The following is a 16,431-nucleotide window of genomic DNA, read 5'->3' as shown; positions in this document are numbered from 1 at the left end:
GGCGCGGGGTGATGTATGGTGGCGCAGCGCGACCATTCCTCGTCACCAGGACCTTTCATGCTGGATACCCCCATTGCGGATCGCGCCGGAGAGACCGTCGGCGACAGCGCCTATCGGCGTATCCGCAACGACGTGATTTTCGGCACGCTTGAGCCCGGCCAGAAGCTGAAGCTGGAGAAGATGAGCGTCGCCTACGGCACCAGCGTCTCGACGCTGCGCGAGACACTGAACCGGTTGTGCTCGGAAGGCTTCGTCGTCGCCGAAGGCCAGCGCGGCTTCGAGGTTTCGTCGATCTCGGCAACCGAATTCCAGCAGATCGCCGAATTGCGCGAACTGCTCGAGGGCCATGCCATCGAGCAGTCTTTCAAATCAGGCGATCTCGATTGGGAAGCGCTGGTGGTCTCGGCTCATCACAAGCTGTCCGCCATGGAAAAGGCCATGCTGGCCGGCGACAAGTCGAAGACCGAGGCCTGGAAGCAGTGCGACTGGCAATTTCACCGCGCGCTGATCGCGGCCTGCGGCTCGCAGGTACTGCTCGATGCGTTGTCCGCGGCCTACGACAAGTATCTGCGCTACCAGATGCTGGCAGTGGTGTTTCGCGGCGAGGTGGCCGCGGTCGAGCATCGCGAGCTGATGAACGCCGCGCTGGCACGGGATTCCGCGAAGGCGCGAAAACTGCTGCACACCCACATCCATGACTGCGTGAAACATGCGCTTGGCAATTCGAATTGGCTGAGACCGGCTCCGTCGCGGCAGCAGACCATCCAGCAGCGCAGGAAACCGAAAACCTAGAACGGCTCGTCGCTGGGAGTCCGTTTCTTCTTTCTTCCCGGACGCTCCCAGACGACACCCGGAAAGCCCTTGAGCGGGACCAGCGGCTCGCCAGTGTAGGTCCACTCCTGCAACTCCTCGATGCCGATATGATAAAGCGGCTGTCGGCCGGTGCGGCTGCCGAACAGCGCGCGGGGAACGTTGACCATGTGCGGCGAGCGGGCGCGCTCGTAAAATAGTGGCGTGCCGCATCGCGCGCAGAAGCTTCGCGCCGTTTCCGACGTCTTGTCTTCAAAGCGTGTGATCTCCGCTTCGCCTGTGGTGACGCGGAAACGCTTGCGCCAGCTTCCGACATAGGTCGCGTAGGCCGCGCCATGCGCCTGCCGTGTTGCGCGGGAATGATCGTGCCAGGCCCAGCGCGCCGGAAAATCGATTTCGAATTGAACCGTGCCGCATAGGCAACGGCCCCTGACCGAACCGCCAGGCGCGATCTTCTCCGGCTTCTTCATTGCGATTGCTCCCGGGGCGCCGCCAGCGCGCTAGCCCAACCCTTTCAGCCATTCCCCCATCTCATGGAGCGCGGTGTTCGCCTTGGGCAGGATCTTGCCCATGGTGATGAAGCCGTGGAATTGCCCGGGATAGGTTTTATAGGCCACGGCGACGCCGGCGTCTGACAGGCGCCTAGCATATTCGTCGCCTTCGTCGCGCAGCGGATCGGCGCCGGCGGTCATGACATAGGCCGGCGGGAGGTCCTTCAGGTTCTCCACGCGGGCAGGTGACGCCCGCCAGTTGTCGACGTCGGCCTTGCTGGTGAGATAGTGATCGGCGAACCAGCGGATGACGTTGTGTGTCAACAGGCAGCTCGTTTCCGGCTCGCTGTGTGAGGGATGGTTCATGCGAAAATCAGTGGCGGGATAGATCAGCAACTGGCCGGCGAGCTTGGGCCCGCCATTGTCCCGCGCATCGATGGCCACGATGGCCGCGAGATTGCCGCCAGCGCTGTCGCCGCCGACGCTGATCTGCTTCGCATCCACATTGAGCTGCACGGCATTGTCGGCAATCCAGCGCGTCGCGGCAATGGCGTCGTCGATGGCGGCGGGAAACTTGTGCTCGGGCGCGAGGCGATAGTCGACCGAGATGACGATCATCTGGCCTTCATGGGCGAGGATGCGGCAGACTACGTCGTGGGAGTCGAGATCTCCGATCACCCAGCCGCCGCCGTGGAAGAACACCAGGCAGGGCGACATGCCGTCCTTTTTGCGTAGGGTCTTTGGTGTGTAGAGCCGCACGGGAATAGTGCCGGCCGGGCCGGGCACCGTCATGGATGTCACCGACGCCAGTTCCGGCGGTTCGGGATTGGCGACCGGGCGCGCTTTCAAATACCACTCGCGCGCTTCCTGCGGCGAGATGGTCTCATAGGGCGGACGGCCGGCATCGCGAAAGACGTTGAGAACGGCGGCGGCATCGGGATCGAGAACGACGGGCATGTGATCTGCTCTTGGTTTTCTTGATGTTTAAGCGGAGGTGCGGCCGCCATCGACGGTGTAAGCGGAGCCGGTGACGTAGCTCGCATCGTCGGAGGCGAGGAAGGCCACGATCGGTGCGACTTCCCGGGCGAGGCCGAGCCGGCGCTGCGGCACGCGATCGACGACCTTCTCGACAGGGGCGGGCGCGCCGCGGCCGACGCGTGCGTCCACGATGGCCGACAGCATGCGGCTGTCGATCAGGCCGGGACAAACGCAGTTCACGCGTACATTGGTGCCGGTGCATTCCTGCGCCGCGCTCTTGGTGAGGCCGATCACTGCGTGTTTGCTAGCGCTGTAGACGGCGACTTCGGCCGAGCCGATGACGCCGGCGATGGACGCGGTGTTGATGATCGAGCCCTTGTTGGCCTTCAGCATCACTGGCAGCACGTGCTTCATGCCGAGAAAGACGCCGACCACATTGACGTCGAGCACTCGCCGGAAGTCGGCGAGCGACATCTTCACGATGGGCGCAATCGTGCCTTCGATCCCGGCATTGTTGTAGAAAATGTCGATGGTGCCGAAGCGTTTCACCGTGGCGGCGACATAGCCGATGACGTCTTCCTCGCTCGTCACGTCGGCGGTGAGAGCGAGCGCTTCGGCGGAGGCGGGGAGTTCTGCGACGGCGCGTTTCAAGGCGGCGACATCGCGATCCACCGCGACGATTCTGGCGCCGCGCGCCGCCAGCAGCTTGATGGTCTCGGTGCCGATCACCCCGGCCGCGCCGGTAACGACGGCGATTCTGCCGTCCAGACGGATTCCGTCAGTCATCTTGAACGTTCTCCCCATGCTCCGGTTTGTTCCGGATTGATGGCTGGTCGCGTATCGCGCGCCTGCCTGATGTGGACTATTTCACGGGGAGAATGACCTGACCAGCCGGGCGGTATGGGGAGCAGGGTGCCCTTTCGCCGCCGCATTCGGCGTGTTAACCGGAGGCGATTACGCGGCCATTCTCCTACAATGTCGCGAGCCTGATTCTCGATTGAGCCGCGCCGCATGTTGCGAACCCTGACCATTGCCGGATTTGCGGCCCTTCTGGCCGCCACCTCACTGTCGCCTGCACCTGTGCAGGCGCAGTTCGGTCCGCTGTTCGGCGACACGCCGCCGCGCCCGCCGGGTGCCGTGCCGCGTGGCCAGCAACCCCCGCCGCCCATGGACGACGAGGAAGAGGTGCCGGAACTGCCGCAGGGCCGTCTGTTGCCGACCCGTCCCGGCATGGGCGCACCGCCGCCCGGCGCCGTCCAGTCGCAGCCACTGGCACCACCGCCTGGCAGCAACACCACTATCGTTCCGCAGAACCCGCCGGGGCAGGGACAGGCCCAGCAGCCGGCCGCGCCAGGGCAGCAACAGCCCGGCGTCGCCAACGCGCCGCCTGCCGCCGCTCCCGGTGGCCGCCAGCCGCCCAAGGTGGCGCCGCCGACGCCCGCCACGCTGCAGCCCGGCGATGAAGTCGTTACCGAGCCGCCGGCGCAGAAGATCGTCAACAAGAAGGCGAGCTTCTCGGGCCTCGACAAGATCACCGGCCGCATCATCAATTTCGACGCCGATATCGGCGAGACTGTGCAGTTCGGCGCGCTGCGCGTGAAGACCGATGCCTGCTACACGCGTCCGGCGACCGAGGCGGCGAATACCGACGCTTTCGTCGAGGTTGACGAAATCACGCTGCAGGGCGAGGTGAAGCGGATCTTCTCCGGCTGGATGTTTGCGGCCAGTCCGGGCCTGCACGGCGTCGAGCATCCGATCTACGATATCTGGCTGACCGATTGTAAGCAGCCGGAAGCCACGGTTGCGACGACACAGCCCGACGCACCGCGTGCCCCGCCGCCGGCCCAGAAGCGTGCGCCGCCGAAGCAGCAGCCGCGCGCCCAGCAGCAGCCCCTGCAGCCGCCGCCAGGCTTCCCGGCGTTCCGGCAGTAAGCGTTACGGCGCGTCTTAAGAGGCGCTATTCCGTCCCGCGATAATGTCCAGCACCGTCGCGCCCTTGAGCGGGAAATCCATCGGCAGTCTGTCGAATTCCGCAATGCCGTCGAGCGACGCGTCGAGCAGCTTGCGATAGCGGGCCCGCGGCACTTCCTGTGCGCCGAAGCTCAGCAGGTGATCGGTGACATATTGGGTGTCGAGCAGCTTGAAATCGCCGGCGATCAGCCGGGCGACCAGATGCACCAGCGCCACCTTCGAGGCGTCGCGCGCATGATGAAACATGCTCTCGCCGAAGAACGCGCGGCCGAGCGAGACGCCATAGAGCCCACCGGCCAGCGTGTCGTCCTGCCAGATTTCGACGCTGTGCGCGTGGCCCATCTCATGCAGCTCGCCATAGAGGTCGCGGATGCGCGTGTTGATCCAGGTGTCCTCGCGGCCCGGCTTTGGCGCGGCACATTCGGCCATCACGCGCTTGAAGGCGGTGTTGACAGTCACTGTGAAAACGTCGGAGCGCACGGTGCGGGCGAGGCGCGAGCTGATGCGAAAACCATCCAGCGGAATGACGCCGCGCATCTCGGGCTCGACCCAGAACAGGCCGGGATCGTCGGCGCTTTCCGACATCGGAAAGATGCCGCAGGCATAGGCGCGCAGCAGCAGTTCGGGCGTGACCTCGGAGGAGGCAGAGTCGCGTGAGCTCATGCGGCCAGCATAGCAGGCCGAGGCCGCCCGGGCGACGGTCTCGGCGCTCCACAGGCGCTGAGCGGATTGAGGGGGCATCGGAGGATCGGAATCACGAACCAAGCAATGCTTATGCCCGGCATTTGGCTTACTTATTGGATCGGTCCTGGTCGCGCAGGGCACACTGATGCCAACGCGGGCTGATCAATCTGGAACCGCTCAACAACCGGCCTGGCGCGTCCGATTGTTGCTTGATTGTTCGGACGACGGGCATAGCTATCAGGATGCAGGCAGGGAGCCTGTTCACCATGACGAATATCGTGACAATCGACGGCAAGGCATCGATCAGAACGACAACGCCTCATCGGGTGGTCGTTGTCGGCGCCGGCTTCGGCGGGCTGGAGACCGTATATCGGCTGACCGGTGCCGATATCAGCATCACCATTGTCGATCGCCGCAATCATCATCTGTTTCAGCCGCTGCTGTATCAGGTCGCGACCGCATCGCTGGCGACGTCGGAGATCGCCTGGCCGATCCGTTATCTGTTGCGTGGACGCAAAGATGTGACGACACTGCTCGGCACCGTGACCGGCGTGGATGCGGCGGCGCGCCGGGTGCTGCTCGATGACGGGCAGACGCTGCCCTATGACACGCTGGTGCTCGCCACGGGTGCCGGCCACGCCTATTTCGGCCATGATGAATGGGAGCCGTTCGCGCCGGGCCTCAAGACGCTGGAAGATGCGACCACGCTGCGCCGCCGTATTCTCACGGCCTTTGAGCGTGCCGAACGCGAGAGCGATCCCGTCAAGCGTGCGGCACTGCTCACCTTCGTGATCATCGGCGCCGGACCGACTGGTGTCGAACTCGCCGGCACCATCGCGGAGCTCGCGCGGGTGACGCTGCCGGAAGATTTTCGCAATATCAATACGCGCGAGACGCGCGTGGTGCTGATCGAGGCGGGGACACGCGTGCTCGCTGGATTTCCGGAGGACCTGTCGGCCTATGCACAGCGCTCGCTGGAGAAGCTCGGCGTCGAAGTCGCGCTCGGACATGCGGTGTCGGATTGCAACATCGATGGCGTTGTCTACGGCGACAAGGCACTCGGTGCCAGGACGATCATCTGGGCGGCAGGCGTGCGCGCGTCGCCGGCTGCCGAATGGTTGGGCGTTGCCGCTGATCGCGCCGGGCGTCTGCAGGTCAATCCGGATCTCACAGTGCCGGGTCATCCCGAGATATTTGCTGTCGGTGACACCGTGACCATTGCTGCCCCTGATGGCAAGCCAGTACCTGGCATTGCCCCGGCAGCAAAGCAGGAAGGGCGCTATGTCGCGTCAGCAATCAAGCAACGTTTGCGTGGTGAGACGCCCGCACCGTTTCGTTATTCGCACGATGGCAGCCTCGCACAGATCGGCAAGAAGCTCGCCGTGATCGACTTCGGCCGCGTCAGGCTGCGCGGCGCGCTGGCGTGGTGGATCTGGGGCATCGCCCATATCTATTTCCTGATCGGGCTGCGCAATCGTCTTGCCGTTGCGATCAACTGGCTCTGGATCCACACGCTGGATCAGCGCGGCGCGCGGCTGATCACGCAGGGGCGTGCCGTGGTCGACAGCCAATCCGTGCCGTCGCATAGCGGCGAGGAGAAGCGCGTCAGTTCGGCGCGCTGAAATCTCGGGACGGTTGCCAGGGCGGCTTGGCAAAAATAGATGCCATGGATGCCGCCAAGCGTGGGCCGCGGCTGATCCAGTATGAGAGCGTCGCCTGACTATACGCGCCGGCGAGCTGCGCGCACGCAACGTGCCGGCGATCGGCAGCGGCAGCTTCACTTATGACCTGTCGTCGGCTTGCTCCCCATGCGGTGAAGAAAACCATCCGATAGACCGGCATTTCCTGCCGCTCCACGTCGCATTTGGGGGTGTCGACGCAACGCCGCGCGTGACCCGGCTCCATGACAGCGCGACGTTTGCTGCGGATGCGAAAGGAAAGAGGGGCGCGCTCTAAGATGGTGATACATGCGGCGCAGATCGCGTTGGCGGTTGCTCGCCGGGCAACAACTGGTGTTACGTTGCCGGACGTATTGTCGCAGGTACGGCGGCTCGGCTCGCCGGAGGAGATGCCGTGTCGCTGAGCTGGAAGAAGATTGCACCTCTCGCTGTCTGGCTGGTGCTGTACGTCATCCCGATTCCGGCAGGGCTTGTCGCCAATCAGTGGCATTATTTTGCCGTTTTCGCTGCGGTGATTACCGGCCTGATCCTGGAATCCATGCCCGTAGGCGCGGTCGGTCTGATCGGTCTGACCTTTGCGGGCGTGATGGGATATGTCGAACACGATCCCAACAAGTCGCTGCGCTGGATGCTGAGCGGATTCTCCGAAAGCACGGTGTGGCTGATTGTCGGCGCCTTCGTATTCTCGATCGGCTATCGCAAGAGCGGTCTTGGCAGGCGTCTGGCATTGCTGCTGGTTCGCGGCCTCGGGCGCAACACGGTGGGACTGGGTTATGCCGTTGCGCTGTCCGATCTCGTTCTCGCGCCGGCGACGCCATCGAACACCGCGCGCAGTGGCGGCACGGTCTATCCGATTGTCAGCAACATCCCGAAGATCTACGGATCGGAGCCGGGTCCGACAGCCGGCAGGATCGGAACCTACGTGATGTGGACCGCCTTCGCGGCGACTGCGGTCACGAGTTCGATGTTCCTCACCGCGCTTGCGCCCAATGCGGCTGCACTGAGCATCGCCAAGAAGATCGTGAGCGTGGACGTCGGCTGGTCACAGTGGTTCATCGGCTTCGCGCCGCTCGGCGTGCCGCTGATTTTGCTTCTGCCACTGCTGAGCTACGCAATTTGCCGACCGGAGGTGAAAGAAAGCCCGGAGATCGTGGCGTGGAGCGCGGGTGAACTCGCATCCATGGGCGCGTTGTCGCGTAGCGAATGGATCATGGCCGGACTGGTCGTGCTTGCGATGTTCCTATGGATCACCGGATCCAATCCCGACATCTCGCTGCCGGGCGTCGGTTCGAACTTCATCAATGCGACCATGGTGGTGTTCGTTGTGATCTCGCTGATGCTCGTCACCGGCGTCATCACGTTTTCCGACATCATCGCCGAGAAAGCAGCGTGGGAGGTGTTTTTCTACTTCACATCGCTGCTGACGTTGTCATCCGGCCTCAACGACATCGGCTTCATCAAATGGGCTGCCGCCGGCCTGGCGGCTCCGCTCGCCACATTCAGCCCGACCATCGCGATGATCCTGCTGGTCTCGATCTTCTTCTGGATCCACTATTTTTTCTCGAGCATTACGGCGCACGCGGCGGCGATGCTGCCTGTCGTGCTGGCGGTGGGGTCAAGCATTCCAGGAATCCCGATGTCGACTCTGACATTGCTCTGCATCTACTCGCTTGGCCTGATGGGCGTGATCTCGCCCTATGCCACCGGACCGGCACCGATGTATTTTGGCAGCGGCTATATCGGCAAGGCCGACTTCTGGAAGTTCGGCCTGATCTTCGGGTTGATCTATTTCGCCGGCTTGCTGCTGGTCGTAATGCCCTGGCTGCTGATGATCAACTGAGCCACAGTCCAAGGAAGCGTCGCGTGGTAGGAGGCGCCCGCGTGTCGGTGCATCTCGCTACCTGGTGCCGTAAGCACGATCACCGGCGTCACCGAGACCCGGCTCGATATAGGCGTGCTCGTTCAGCCGATCATCGATCGCCGCGGTCCAGATCGGGACGTCCGGATGATAGCCGCGCAGACGTTCAATGCCTTCGGGCGCGGCCAGCAAGCAGACAAAGCGGATGTCCTTGGCGCCGCGCTCCTTGATGCGATCGATGGCGGCCACCGCGGTGTTTGCCGTGGCCAGCATCGGATCGATCACGATGACGAGGCGTTCGTCGAGATTGGTCGGCGCCTTGAAGAAGTATTCCACGGCCACAAATGTTTCGGGATCGCGGTACAGGCCGATATGCGCGATACGCGCTGACGGGACGAGGCCGATCATGCCTTCGACGAAGGAGAGGCCGGCGCGGAGGATCGGCGCAAATACCAGTTTCTTGCCGGCGATTTCCTTGCCGGTCATCTTCATGATCGGCGTTTCGATCTCGACATCGGTGAGCGGCAGGTCGCGCGTCACCTCGTAGCACAGCAGCATGCCGATTTCGTTGAGCAGTTCGCGAAAGCCCTTGGTCGAGCGGTTCTTGTCGCGGATCAGCGTCAGCTTGTGCTGCACCAGCGGGTGATTAACGATCGTGACGCCGTCCATGAACCTCATCCGTTGCGAGAGTGTAAAACCGTCTTTGATCTAGAAAACCGTACCGTCGCTGATGACCTTCACCGGCGGCGAATGATCCTCGCGGCGCTCGCGCGCCAGGATGCGACCGGCGGCCCATGTGCCACCTTCGAGCACCTTGGCCAACGGCAGCGACGTCGCGTCGAGCTTCAGTCTTTGTCGCAGGCCGCCGGCGACGCGGTCAAGTAGCGCCACGGTCAGCGCCCGCCATTCCACCACCAGCGGCGACGATACGTCGTGCTCACGCGTGGCGTCAGCGGGATCGCGGAATTTCAGGACACCACCATCAACGAAAAGGCCACCATTGCGATATTCGGCCAATCCCGTGAGGCCGTCGATATCGGTCACATCGATGCCTGCGGTCTGCAGCGGTTCGATCAGCGAATAGGCCAGCCATTGCGACAGCTTGTGCAGGGGCACAAGGCCGCTCGTCGCATCCGAGGTCGTCATCGCCGGATGCTTCCAGCAATCGCCGAGCGCGATGCCGTCCAGCGTCAGCCGCGACGGCCAGATCGGACCAAGTTGCAGCAGCAGTTCCGAGAGGATGGTGGGAGCGGGCAGGCGGCCATTGTCAGCCAGCGACGCCAAGCGGTCGAACAACCCACCGGGCCGCGGCGTATCCTTCGTGCCGAACATATCGGGCTTCGACGCCACGTGTTCGCCAAGCCGGCGCAACAGATCGGCGCGGCCGTCGATGCCGACCATTGGATTGGTGTCGGAGACCTGCATGCCGCGCTTGAGATCGCTGACATCGAGCTCTGTGAGCTTGCTGGCATCGGCGCGCAGCGGCTGTGCGGGATCGGCAGAGAATGTGCCGCCGGCGAACATCGCGAGGCTCGCGAGACCGAGACCTTCGGAGCGGCCGATCGCCGCGCCGGTTTTGGGATCGGTATAGCGCCAGGTCGGACCGGCCCCGGCATCGAGAAACACGCTGGTGATGGCGAGATCGAATTCCGCGCGTCCGCGTGCCGCGCGATCAGGCCATGAAATGCCACCCGCGACATCGGCCCAGCGATCGTCGCCGGCATTGACGAAGTGACGCCAGCGCGAATGGAACGGGACATCGAGCGACGGATAGGAGGCGCGCGTCGTGTCCAGCACCAGGTTGATCACGTCGTCCATGCGCGTGAGATCAATACGGAAGTTCGGCAGTTTGTCGTCGAGGCCGAGGTTCAGCATACGTTGCGCACGGGTGCGCACGGCGTGAGCTGACAGTAACGAGAGGGCGGCAGAGGCTTCCGGGGTCTGGGGATTCACTGCTGATATCTCAATACTTCTCGAGCCCGCGACCGACGGAGTCGATCAGATCCTGTGGTGTCACCGGGTCCGGCGTGAAGTAGCCGGCCGCCTTCTTGGCGGCGATCTCCACATGCGCATCGGCCGGGATCATGTCGTCGGGGATCGGCACGCGCTCGACGATCTCGACGCCCTGACTGGTCAACGCATCATGCTTCATGTCGCTCATGGAAATGAAGCGATCGATGCGCTTGAGGCCGAGCCAGTGCACCACATCCGGCATCAACTGCTGGAAGCGCGCGTCCTGCACGCCGGCGACGCATTCGGTGCGTTCGAAATACTGCGCAGCGGCGTCGCCGCCCTCCTGGCGCTTGCGCGCATTGTAGACCAAAAATTTGGTAACCTCGCCGAGCGCACGGCCTTCCTTGCGGTTGTAGATGATGATGCCGAGACCGCCGGACTGGCCGGCGCGTGCGCATTCCTCGATGCCGTGAATGAGATAGGGACGGCAGGTGCAGATATCGGAGCCGAACACGTCGGAGCCGTTGCACTCGTCGTGAACGCGGCAGGTGATCTTGGTCGTGTGATCCGGCAGCTTGCTGACGTCGCCGAAAAGATAGGCGGTAGTCCCGCCGATCGGCGGCAAGAACACCTGCAGGTCAGGCCGCGTCACGAGTTCGGGAAACATGCCCGCGGTCTGTTCGAACAGCTGACGGCGCAGATTGTTCTCGCTGGTATCAAAGCGTTTGGCGAGACCGGGCAGATACCACACGGGATCGATGGCAATCTTGACGACGGAGACGCTGCCATTGGCATGCACAACGTCGCCGTCGTGTTTGAGGCGACCGCCAGCGATCGCGGCCTGCAGCTCGGGCAGATCGAGCCGCGCCTTGGTGATCGCAATGCTCGGGCGGATATCGATCCCTTCGGCGATCTCGGGCGCAAAGTTCTCGGCAACGAGATGACCCCAGGGATCGAGCGATACGATCTTCTCGGGATCGGTCCATTGTCCGAAAGGCCCGACGACAGCAGCGGGATGGGTGTTTGTGAGGTCGGGACGCTTCAGCGGATCAAGCGCGCCGGATGAAACCGCGAGTGCGCGATAGACCGAATAGGAGCCGCCATGGGTGCCAATGACGTTGCGGTCCTGCGGGCGGGAAACGGTGCCGATGACCGGTCCACGTTCGCGTGCGGAGGCTGCGCCCCACTGGATCGGGAAGTGATGCTTGGCGCCCGGCGCAGGATGCGACGTCAGGCGAATATGATCGATCCGGTTGGAACGGCTCATCGCAAAGGCCCCCTAAAATGGCAACGGCCCGTCTGGAAGGACGGGCCTTATTGCTAAGGAAGCAACTAACTATAACTATCTCCCGAACAAATGCAACAGGGAGAAAGACGTGGTAGCCGGGGCGGGACGTCTCGCAAGCTCCGCCGCACCCAATATGCGCCGGTTGCCGACAATTTCGGCGCATTCGGGCCTTGTGTCACGCGATCGTCACGGCGAGCATACGCTTTATCAACCATGTTGGAGTGCCTGATATGCGCGCCGTTCTGGATCATTGCAGCGATGGCGTGAAGCACAGCGTTGCAGCTGGCGATACGATCATCCGGGAAGGACAGACCAGCGGGCATTTGTTCGTGCTGATCGAAGGGCAGCTCGATGTCGTCAAGGGCGACACGGTGGTTGCGAGTTTGACCGAACCCGGTGCGGTGGTCGGTGAAATGTCGGTGCTCCTCGAACAGCCGCATACGGCCACGGTGCGTGCTGCCATCGATACGCAAGTCTACGAGTTCGAGAATGCGACGGATTTCTTGCGGGCTCACCCGACCGTCGTGCTGATGATCGCGCGGCTGCTGGCGCAGCGGCTCAATGTGGCGACGAGCTATCTTGCCGATATCAAGCAGCAATATGCCGGCCATGGTACGCATCTGTCGATGGTCGGTGAACTCCTGGACAACATGGTCAACCTGTCGCCGACGAAGGTGTCACCAGGTTCGGATCGGGGCTCGGATCGACAAAACGATCCACGGATGTGAGCCATGCGGGCGCGACCTTGATCGGTAACGCCGGACGCTGCAGCGGAGCGTTCAGATCGATATGGTCAGCGCCTTCCGCCGATAGCCAGAATGCTGTGCCGTCATCGAGGTCGAGCACGATGTAAGCCGGCGGCCGGCCGAACTGGCGGCCTGCATTGAACACCCAAGTCTCACCAATCCGGTCGTACCAGGAACCGTCTTTGACAAACGGAGACTCATGCACATGGCCGGAGATCACCATCGCGGGCCGATGCGCTTCGATCCACTGCACCAGTTCGATATCGCCGAAGTAACGTTTGCCACCCCAGCTCGTCGGTGAGTTGGTTGGCGGCGCGTGATGCACCCAGATCCAGCGTTTTGCATTTTGTGCGGATGCTTCGTTGAGTTGTTGCGCGATACGCTGCTGGACCAACGGACCGTCCCACCACGGACAGACCGTGAAGAACGTATCACCAATGGTGAGGCTGTCACCATCGCAGGCGATGCCGAGTTGTCCCACATCGCCAACCCAGCGCGCGACCTTCTCGCCCTCGGCATTGCGTTCGTCGAGATCGTGATTGCCAGAGCACAGGATCACCTTGGTGCGTTGGGCAAGCAGGCCGAGATACTTTTTCACCACCAAGATTTGAGCGCGGAAGTCGACGACCGAGGCGATATCAAGAGCGTCGCCAGCAAAGATCACGAGGTCGAATTGCGGCGCGACGCTGAGTAGCCAGTCGAACTGGGGCAGCGAATAATGCAGGTCGGCCACGACAAGGCAGCGCATATGAAATCCGAGGTCCGGAAAGAAAGAGAAATATCAGCAGACTGAAAGGTGCAGTCTAGGCATGCGATGGAACCGCGCAAGGCGAACGGGCGCGGCATATTTGTGCAGGTTGGGGGTGTTTAAGGCGCGGCCGCAGCGCAGACGGGCCTAGCCCGCAGCGCTGACCGGCGGTTTGGCCACGGGCTTGGTGACGGCGCAGAACCGCAGCACGATACGCGTGCCGGTATGGTCGGGATCGCGTTCGACGGACGCTTCGAGCTTGCTGGCCATGGCATTGACGATGCGCTGGCCCATGCCGGTGGAGCGCGGGTCGACTTTCACGTTGAGGCCGACGCCATCGTCAGTGATCGACAGTTCGAGCTGGTCGCCCTGCGCGGTGAGCACGACATGGATCGGGCCGGCTCCGTCGGGATAGGCGTATTTGACGGCGTTCATCACCAGTTCGTTGACGATGATGCCGATGGCTACGGCGCGGTCCGGATCGATCTCGACGGACTCCGCTTTCAGCGTCAGTCGCGACATCCGGTTGCCTTCGGCTGAGCGACGGAGATCTTCCAGCAGGGCTTCGAGATACTGATTGAGCAGCACGCTGTTGAGGTCGTGCGAGGTGTACAGCCGGCGATGGACCTGCGCCACGGCGGCGACCCGGCCCATGGCGTTGGTCAGCGCCACCTTGACGTGATCTTCGTTGGTTGAGTTGGCCTGCAGATGCAGCAGCGAGGCGATGATCTGCAGCGAGTTGCCGACGCGGTGATTGACCTCGCGCAGCAACACCTCGCGCTCGGCTGCAAGGGCCGCATAACGATCGCGCGACGCGTGGACTTCGGCTTCGGCGTCGTCGCGGGCCTTTGATATCAGGGCCTGTTTGATGGCGGTCGTGCAGGCGACATGCAGCAGCGGCAGGAAGTCGCCCTGGGTGTCCTTCACCAGATAGTCGGCGGCACCCGCCTTGAGGGCGGTCACGGCAATCTTGCTGTCCTGCGACGCCGTGACGAACACCACCGGGGGCGGCGAGGGCAGTTTCTGGATCTGCTCAAGCGTTTCCAACCCGTCGAGGCCCGGCATGTACTGATCGAGCGCGATGACGTCGATGCCACCCTGCTTGATCCGTTCGATACCGGCTTCGCCATTGTCGCAATGCTCGACGCCAAAGCCCTGCCGCGTCAGGCCGCGCGACACCAGCCGCGCAAGACCTGCGTCGTCATCGATATACAGCAGCGTAGGCGTCGTGGCAGATGTCATGTGGACGCTTGTGGAACCTGAATGACGGAGAAAAACAGACCGAGTTGGCGGATCGCGTTGGCGAAGCTCTCGTAGTTCACGGGCTTGGTGATGTAGACGTTACATCCGAGCTCGTAGCAGCGCTTGATTTCCTGCGCATCGTCGGTGGTGGTGAGGACCACGACGGGCGCACATTTGAGAAATTCGTTCTCTTTGACCCGCTTCAGGATATCGATCCCGGTCATGTCGGGCAGGTTGAGGTCGAGCAGAATCAGCAGGGCTTCGCCCTTGTGATCGAGGCCAGTGCTATCCTTGCCGAACAGGTAGTTGACGGCGTCTGTACCGTTGGTGAACGGGATGATCTCATTATTGACACCCGAGCGCCTGATATTGCGTTCGATCAGACGGGCGTGACCCTCGTCGTCCTCGATCATAATGATGGTGACTGGCTTACTCATGTTTGTTTATCCCGGTTATGCCCCGTCCATCTGGCCGGCAGCGTGACGGTGAAGTTGCTGCCGTTGCCGAGTTCCGATGACACCGACATGGTGCCGCCCATTCGTCGCACCAAAGCGCGCACATGGGCCAGTCCGATGCCCTGGCCGGGCTTGTCCTGTGTACCCGCACGGCGGAAAAGATCAAAGATGCGCTGATGATCCCGGGGATCGATGCCGCGGCCGTTGTCGATGATCTCGAAGATCGCAAAGCCCATCTTGGTGCGGCCCTTGACGAGAATGTCGCCAGGGACGCCGGGCTTCAGATATTTCAGCGCATTGTCGATCAGGTTGCCGAAGATCTGTTCCATTGCGAGACGATCGCTCTCGATGTCAGGCAATGGCTCGATGCGGATCTGGGTTTCGGTCTCGGCTGCCTGATGCGCTACGGTGGAAGCGATGCCTTCGATGAGTTCGCGGGTGTCGATCTTCACCGGCTTGAACTCCCGCCGGCCCTCGCGGGTCAGATTGAGAATAGCGCTGATCAAGCGGTCCATCTTCCCGATCGACGATTTGATGAAGCCGAGCGCTTCGGTGAAATCGGCGGAGAGTTGCTTGTCCTGTTCGGGCAGCGCCGGCTCCGGCAATTCGCCGTTCACATCGGGCACGACGGGGTCTGCATTGGCGAGCGTTGCGATGCGCCTGAAGATATCGCCGCGCAGCTCTTCGAGCTCGCTGGTGAAGCCCATGATGTTGACCAGCGGCGAGCGGAGGTCGTGGCTGACGATATAGGAGAAGCGCTGCAGCTCGTCGTTGGCTTCGCGCAAGTCGGCGGTGCGCTCCTCAACGGCGGCTTCGAGGTCGATGTTGCTGTCGCGCAACCTGGCCTCCGCCTCATCGCGGGCGTTTGACGAGCGGCGCACGAGGAAGATCGACAGCGCCGCCAGGAGCACCACCAGACCGGAGCCGGCCACGGTGACTAACGAGGCCCATTGCTGACTCTGGTCGGCCGTCCGGGTGCGTTCGACAAACAGGCGGCCTTCTTCGGCGCGCATCGCGCGGGTGATATCGGCGATGTCCTGAACGGCCTGATTGGCGCCGCCGCGACGAAGGATGTCGATGCTCGACTGGATGTCGTTGTTCTTGATGCGGTCGATCCCCCTGGCGAATTCCGCCAGTCGCTGCTCGACGGCTGCACGCAGTTTGACCGTGTTGGCGACCTGGGCCGGATTGTCGTTGGCGAGGGCCACCAGTCTGTCGACGGCCGGCAGGATCGCGGCCGCCGAGGTTTCGTATTCGGAAAGGAATTGTGGACCGCTGGACAGCAGATAGGCGCGGGTCGCGCTTTCGGTCCGGCGGATTTCCAGCAGCAGGTTCGATATCTGGTTCTGGACTTCGACGGTGTGGACCACCCACCTGGAATCGTCACGTGCCTGGTTCACCAGGATAACGGAGGCCGCGCTGATGGCGGCAAGCACCAGCAATCCCGCCAAGAGCACCAGGATTTGCCATAGCGCTCGCCTGCGGGCGGCGTCAGCGGTCACGTAGTACTCGCTTGGATTGCAGATTG

General features: G+C 62.8%; 16 protein-coding genes. 5 read left to right on the top strand and 11 right to left on the bottom strand.

Features of this window, described 5'->3' with window-relative positions; all coding sequences use genetic code 11:
• Window positions 1-57: 57 nt before the first annotated feature.
• Window positions 58-792, top strand: a complete 735-nt coding sequence (locus AB7813_RS05310; protein ID WP_441227915.1) for a GntR family transcriptional regulator — start codon at window positions 58-60, stop codon at window positions 790-792.
• Here AB7813_RS05310 and AB7813_RS05305 read toward each other — a convergent pair.
• The 3 genes from AB7813_RS05305 to AB7813_RS05295 are packed head-to-tail and all read right to left on the bottom strand — an operon-like array spanning window position 789 to window position 3,065.
• A complete protein-coding gene (locus tag AB7813_RS05305; protein WP_439063988.1) occupies window positions 789-1,280 on the bottom strand; it encodes a GFA family protein in 492 nt (163 codons plus the stop codon). The genes AB7813_RS05310 and AB7813_RS05305 overlap by 4 nt on opposite strands.
• A gap of 30 nt (window positions 1,281-1,310) precedes the next feature.
• The gene (locus AB7813_RS05300) at window positions 1,311-2,258 is read right to left on the bottom strand and encodes an alpha/beta hydrolase (protein WP_439063987.1); all 948 of its coding nucleotides are present in this window, start codon (window positions 2,256-2,258) and stop codon (window positions 1,311-1,313) included.
• A gap of 27 nt (window positions 2,259-2,285) precedes the next feature.
• Complete coding sequence (locus AB7813_RS05295) at window positions 2,286-3,065, bottom strand: SDR family NAD(P)-dependent oxidoreductase (RefSeq protein ID WP_439063986.1); 780 nt, start codon at window positions 3,063-3,065, stop codon at window positions 2,286-2,288.
• 225 nt (window positions 3,066-3,290) lie between these two features.
• Between AB7813_RS05295 and AB7813_RS05290 the strand changes: the two genes are divergently transcribed.
• Entirely contained in the window at window positions 3,291-4,211 is a 921-nt protein-coding gene (locus AB7813_RS05290) for a DUF2155 domain-containing protein (protein WP_115028915.1), read from the top strand.
• Between the two features lie 15 nt (window positions 4,212-4,226).
• On the opposite strand, the gene aat is transcribed toward AB7813_RS05290, so the two are convergent.
• Window positions 4,227-4,913, bottom strand: a complete 687-nt coding sequence (aat, locus tag AB7813_RS05285; protein ID WP_093758385.1) for a leucyl/phenylalanyl-tRNA--protein transferase — start codon at window positions 4,911-4,913, stop codon at window positions 4,227-4,229.
• Between the two features lie 287 nt (window positions 4,914-5,200).
• On the opposite strand from aat, the gene AB7813_RS05280 reads away from it, so the two are divergent.
• Together AB7813_RS05280 and AB7813_RS05275 are read left to right on the top strand one after the other, a co-directional pair.
• Window positions 5,201-6,556, top strand: coding sequence for an NAD(P)/FAD-dependent oxidoreductase (locus AB7813_RS05280; protein WP_439088856.1), 1,356 nt, complete (start codon window positions 5,201-5,203; stop codon window positions 6,554-6,556).
• Between the two features lie 451 nt (window positions 6,557-7,007).
• Complete coding sequence (locus AB7813_RS05275) at window positions 7,008-8,453, top strand: DASS family sodium-coupled anion symporter (protein ID WP_439063984.1); 1,446 nt, start codon at window positions 7,008-7,010, stop codon at window positions 8,451-8,453.
• A gap of 57 nt (window positions 8,454-8,510) precedes the next feature.
• Here the strand turns inward: AB7813_RS05275 and upp are convergent, their stop codons facing one another.
• From upp to AB7813_RS05260, 3 genes are read right to left on the bottom strand one after another with little or no spacing between them, the layout of a single operon-like run.
• The gene (gene upp / locus AB7813_RS05270; protein WP_089264099.1) at window positions 8,511-9,140 is read right to left on the bottom strand and encodes a uracil phosphoribosyltransferase; all 630 of its coding nucleotides are present in this window, start codon (window positions 9,138-9,140) and stop codon (window positions 8,511-8,513) included.
• A 39-nt stretch (window positions 9,141-9,179) separates the two neighbouring features.
• Window positions 9,180-10,424, bottom strand: a complete 1,245-nt coding sequence (locus AB7813_RS05265) for a URC4/urg3 family protein (RefSeq protein WP_439061660.1) — start codon at window positions 10,422-10,424, stop codon at window positions 9,180-9,182.
• Between the two features lie 10 nt (window positions 10,425-10,434).
• Window positions 10,435-11,691 (bottom strand): GTP cyclohydrolase II, encoded by a 1,257-nt coding sequence (locus AB7813_RS05260; RefSeq protein ID WP_092143569.1) that lies wholly within the window; start codon window positions 11,689-11,691, stop codon window positions 10,435-10,437.
• 251 nt (window positions 11,692-11,942) lie between these two features.
• On the opposite strand from AB7813_RS05260, the gene AB7813_RS05255 reads away from it, so the two are divergent.
• Window positions 11,943-12,440, top strand: a complete 498-nt coding sequence (locus AB7813_RS05255; protein ID WP_320444282.1) for a Crp/Fnr family transcriptional regulator — start codon at window positions 11,943-11,945, stop codon at window positions 12,438-12,440.
• On the opposite strand, the gene AB7813_RS05250 is transcribed toward AB7813_RS05255, so the two are convergent.
• The 4 genes from AB7813_RS05250 to AB7813_RS05235 all read right to left on the bottom strand — a co-directional run bounded on the left by AB7813_RS05250 (window position 12,367) and on the right by AB7813_RS05235 (window position 16,405).
• Window positions 12,367-13,206 (bottom strand): metallophosphoesterase family protein, encoded by an 840-nt coding sequence (locus tag AB7813_RS05250; RefSeq protein ID WP_439063983.1) that lies wholly within the window; start codon window positions 13,204-13,206, stop codon window positions 12,367-12,369. The genes AB7813_RS05255 and AB7813_RS05250 overlap by 74 nt on opposite strands.
• Before the next feature lie 147 nt (window positions 13,207-13,353).
• Window positions 13,354-14,448, bottom strand: a complete 1,095-nt coding sequence (locus AB7813_RS05245) for a response regulator (protein WP_439063982.1) — start codon at window positions 14,446-14,448, stop codon at window positions 13,354-13,356.
• Complete coding sequence (locus AB7813_RS05240) at window positions 14,445-14,885, bottom strand: response regulator (RefSeq protein WP_089264105.1); 441 nt, start codon at window positions 14,883-14,885, stop codon at window positions 14,445-14,447. The genes AB7813_RS05245 and AB7813_RS05240 overlap by 4 nt, the downstream gene beginning before the upstream one ends.
• On the bottom strand, window positions 14,882-16,405 hold the full coding sequence (locus AB7813_RS05235; RefSeq protein WP_120289358.1) for a sensor histidine kinase: 1,524 nt from the start codon (window positions 16,403-16,405) through the stop codon (window positions 14,882-14,884). Before AB7813_RS05235 ends, AB7813_RS05240 begins: the two co-directional genes overlap by 4 nt.
• Window positions 16,406-16,431: the final 26 nt, after the last annotated feature.

The organism is Tardiphaga sp. 20_F10_N6_6, from assembly GCF_052076045.1.
GTDB lineage: Bacteria > Pseudomonadota > Alphaproteobacteria > Rhizobiales > Xanthobacteraceae > Tardiphaga > Tardiphaga robiniae.
This window is presented reverse-complemented; position numbering and strand designations above follow the sequence as displayed.

Coding starts and splice junctions, on each gene's coding strand:
- AB7813_RS05310 (WP_441227915.1), top strand. CDS start 58: ATGCTGGATACCCCCATTGCGGATCGCGCCGGAGAGACCGTCGGCGAC.
- AB7813_RS05305 (WP_439063988.1), bottom strand. CDS start 1,280: ATGAAGAAGCCGGAGAAGATCGCGCCTGGCGGTTCGGTCAGGGGCCGT.
- AB7813_RS05300 (WP_439063987.1), bottom strand. CDS start 2,258: ATGCCCGTCGTTCTCGATCCCGATGCCGCCGCCGTTCTCAACGTCTTT.
- AB7813_RS05295 (WP_439063986.1), bottom strand. CDS start 3,065: ATGACTGACGGAATCCGTCTGGACGGCAGAATCGCCGTCGTTACCGGC.
- AB7813_RS05290 (WP_115028915.1), top strand. CDS start 3,291: ATGTTGCGAACCCTGACCATTGCCGGATTTGCGGCCCTTCTGGCCGCC.
- aat (WP_093758385.1), bottom strand. CDS start 4,913: ATGAGCTCACGCGACTCTGCCTCCTCCGAGGTCACGCCCGAACTGCTG.
- AB7813_RS05280 (WP_439088856.1), top strand. CDS start 5,201: ATGACGAATATCGTGACAATCGACGGCAAGGCATCGATCAGAACGACA.
- upp (WP_089264099.1), bottom strand. CDS start 9,140: ATGGACGGCGTCACGATCGTTAATCACCCGCTGGTGCAGCACAAGCTG.
- AB7813_RS05260 (WP_092143569.1), bottom strand. CDS start 11,691: ATGAGCCGTTCCAACCGGATCGATCATATTCGCCTGACGTCGCATCCT.
- AB7813_RS05255 (WP_320444282.1), top strand. CDS start 11,943: ATGCGCGCCGTTCTGGATCATTGCAGCGATGGCGTGAAGCACAGCGTT.
- AB7813_RS05250 (WP_439063983.1), bottom strand. CDS start 13,206: ATGCGCTGCCTTGTCGTGGCCGACCTGCATTATTCGCTGCCCCAGTTC.
- AB7813_RS05245 (WP_439063982.1), bottom strand. CDS start 14,448: ATGACATCTGCCACGACGCCTACGCTGCTGTATATCGATGACGACGCA.
- AB7813_RS05240 (WP_089264105.1), bottom strand. CDS start 14,885: ATGAGTAAGCCAGTCACCATCATTATGATCGAGGACGACGAGGGTCAC.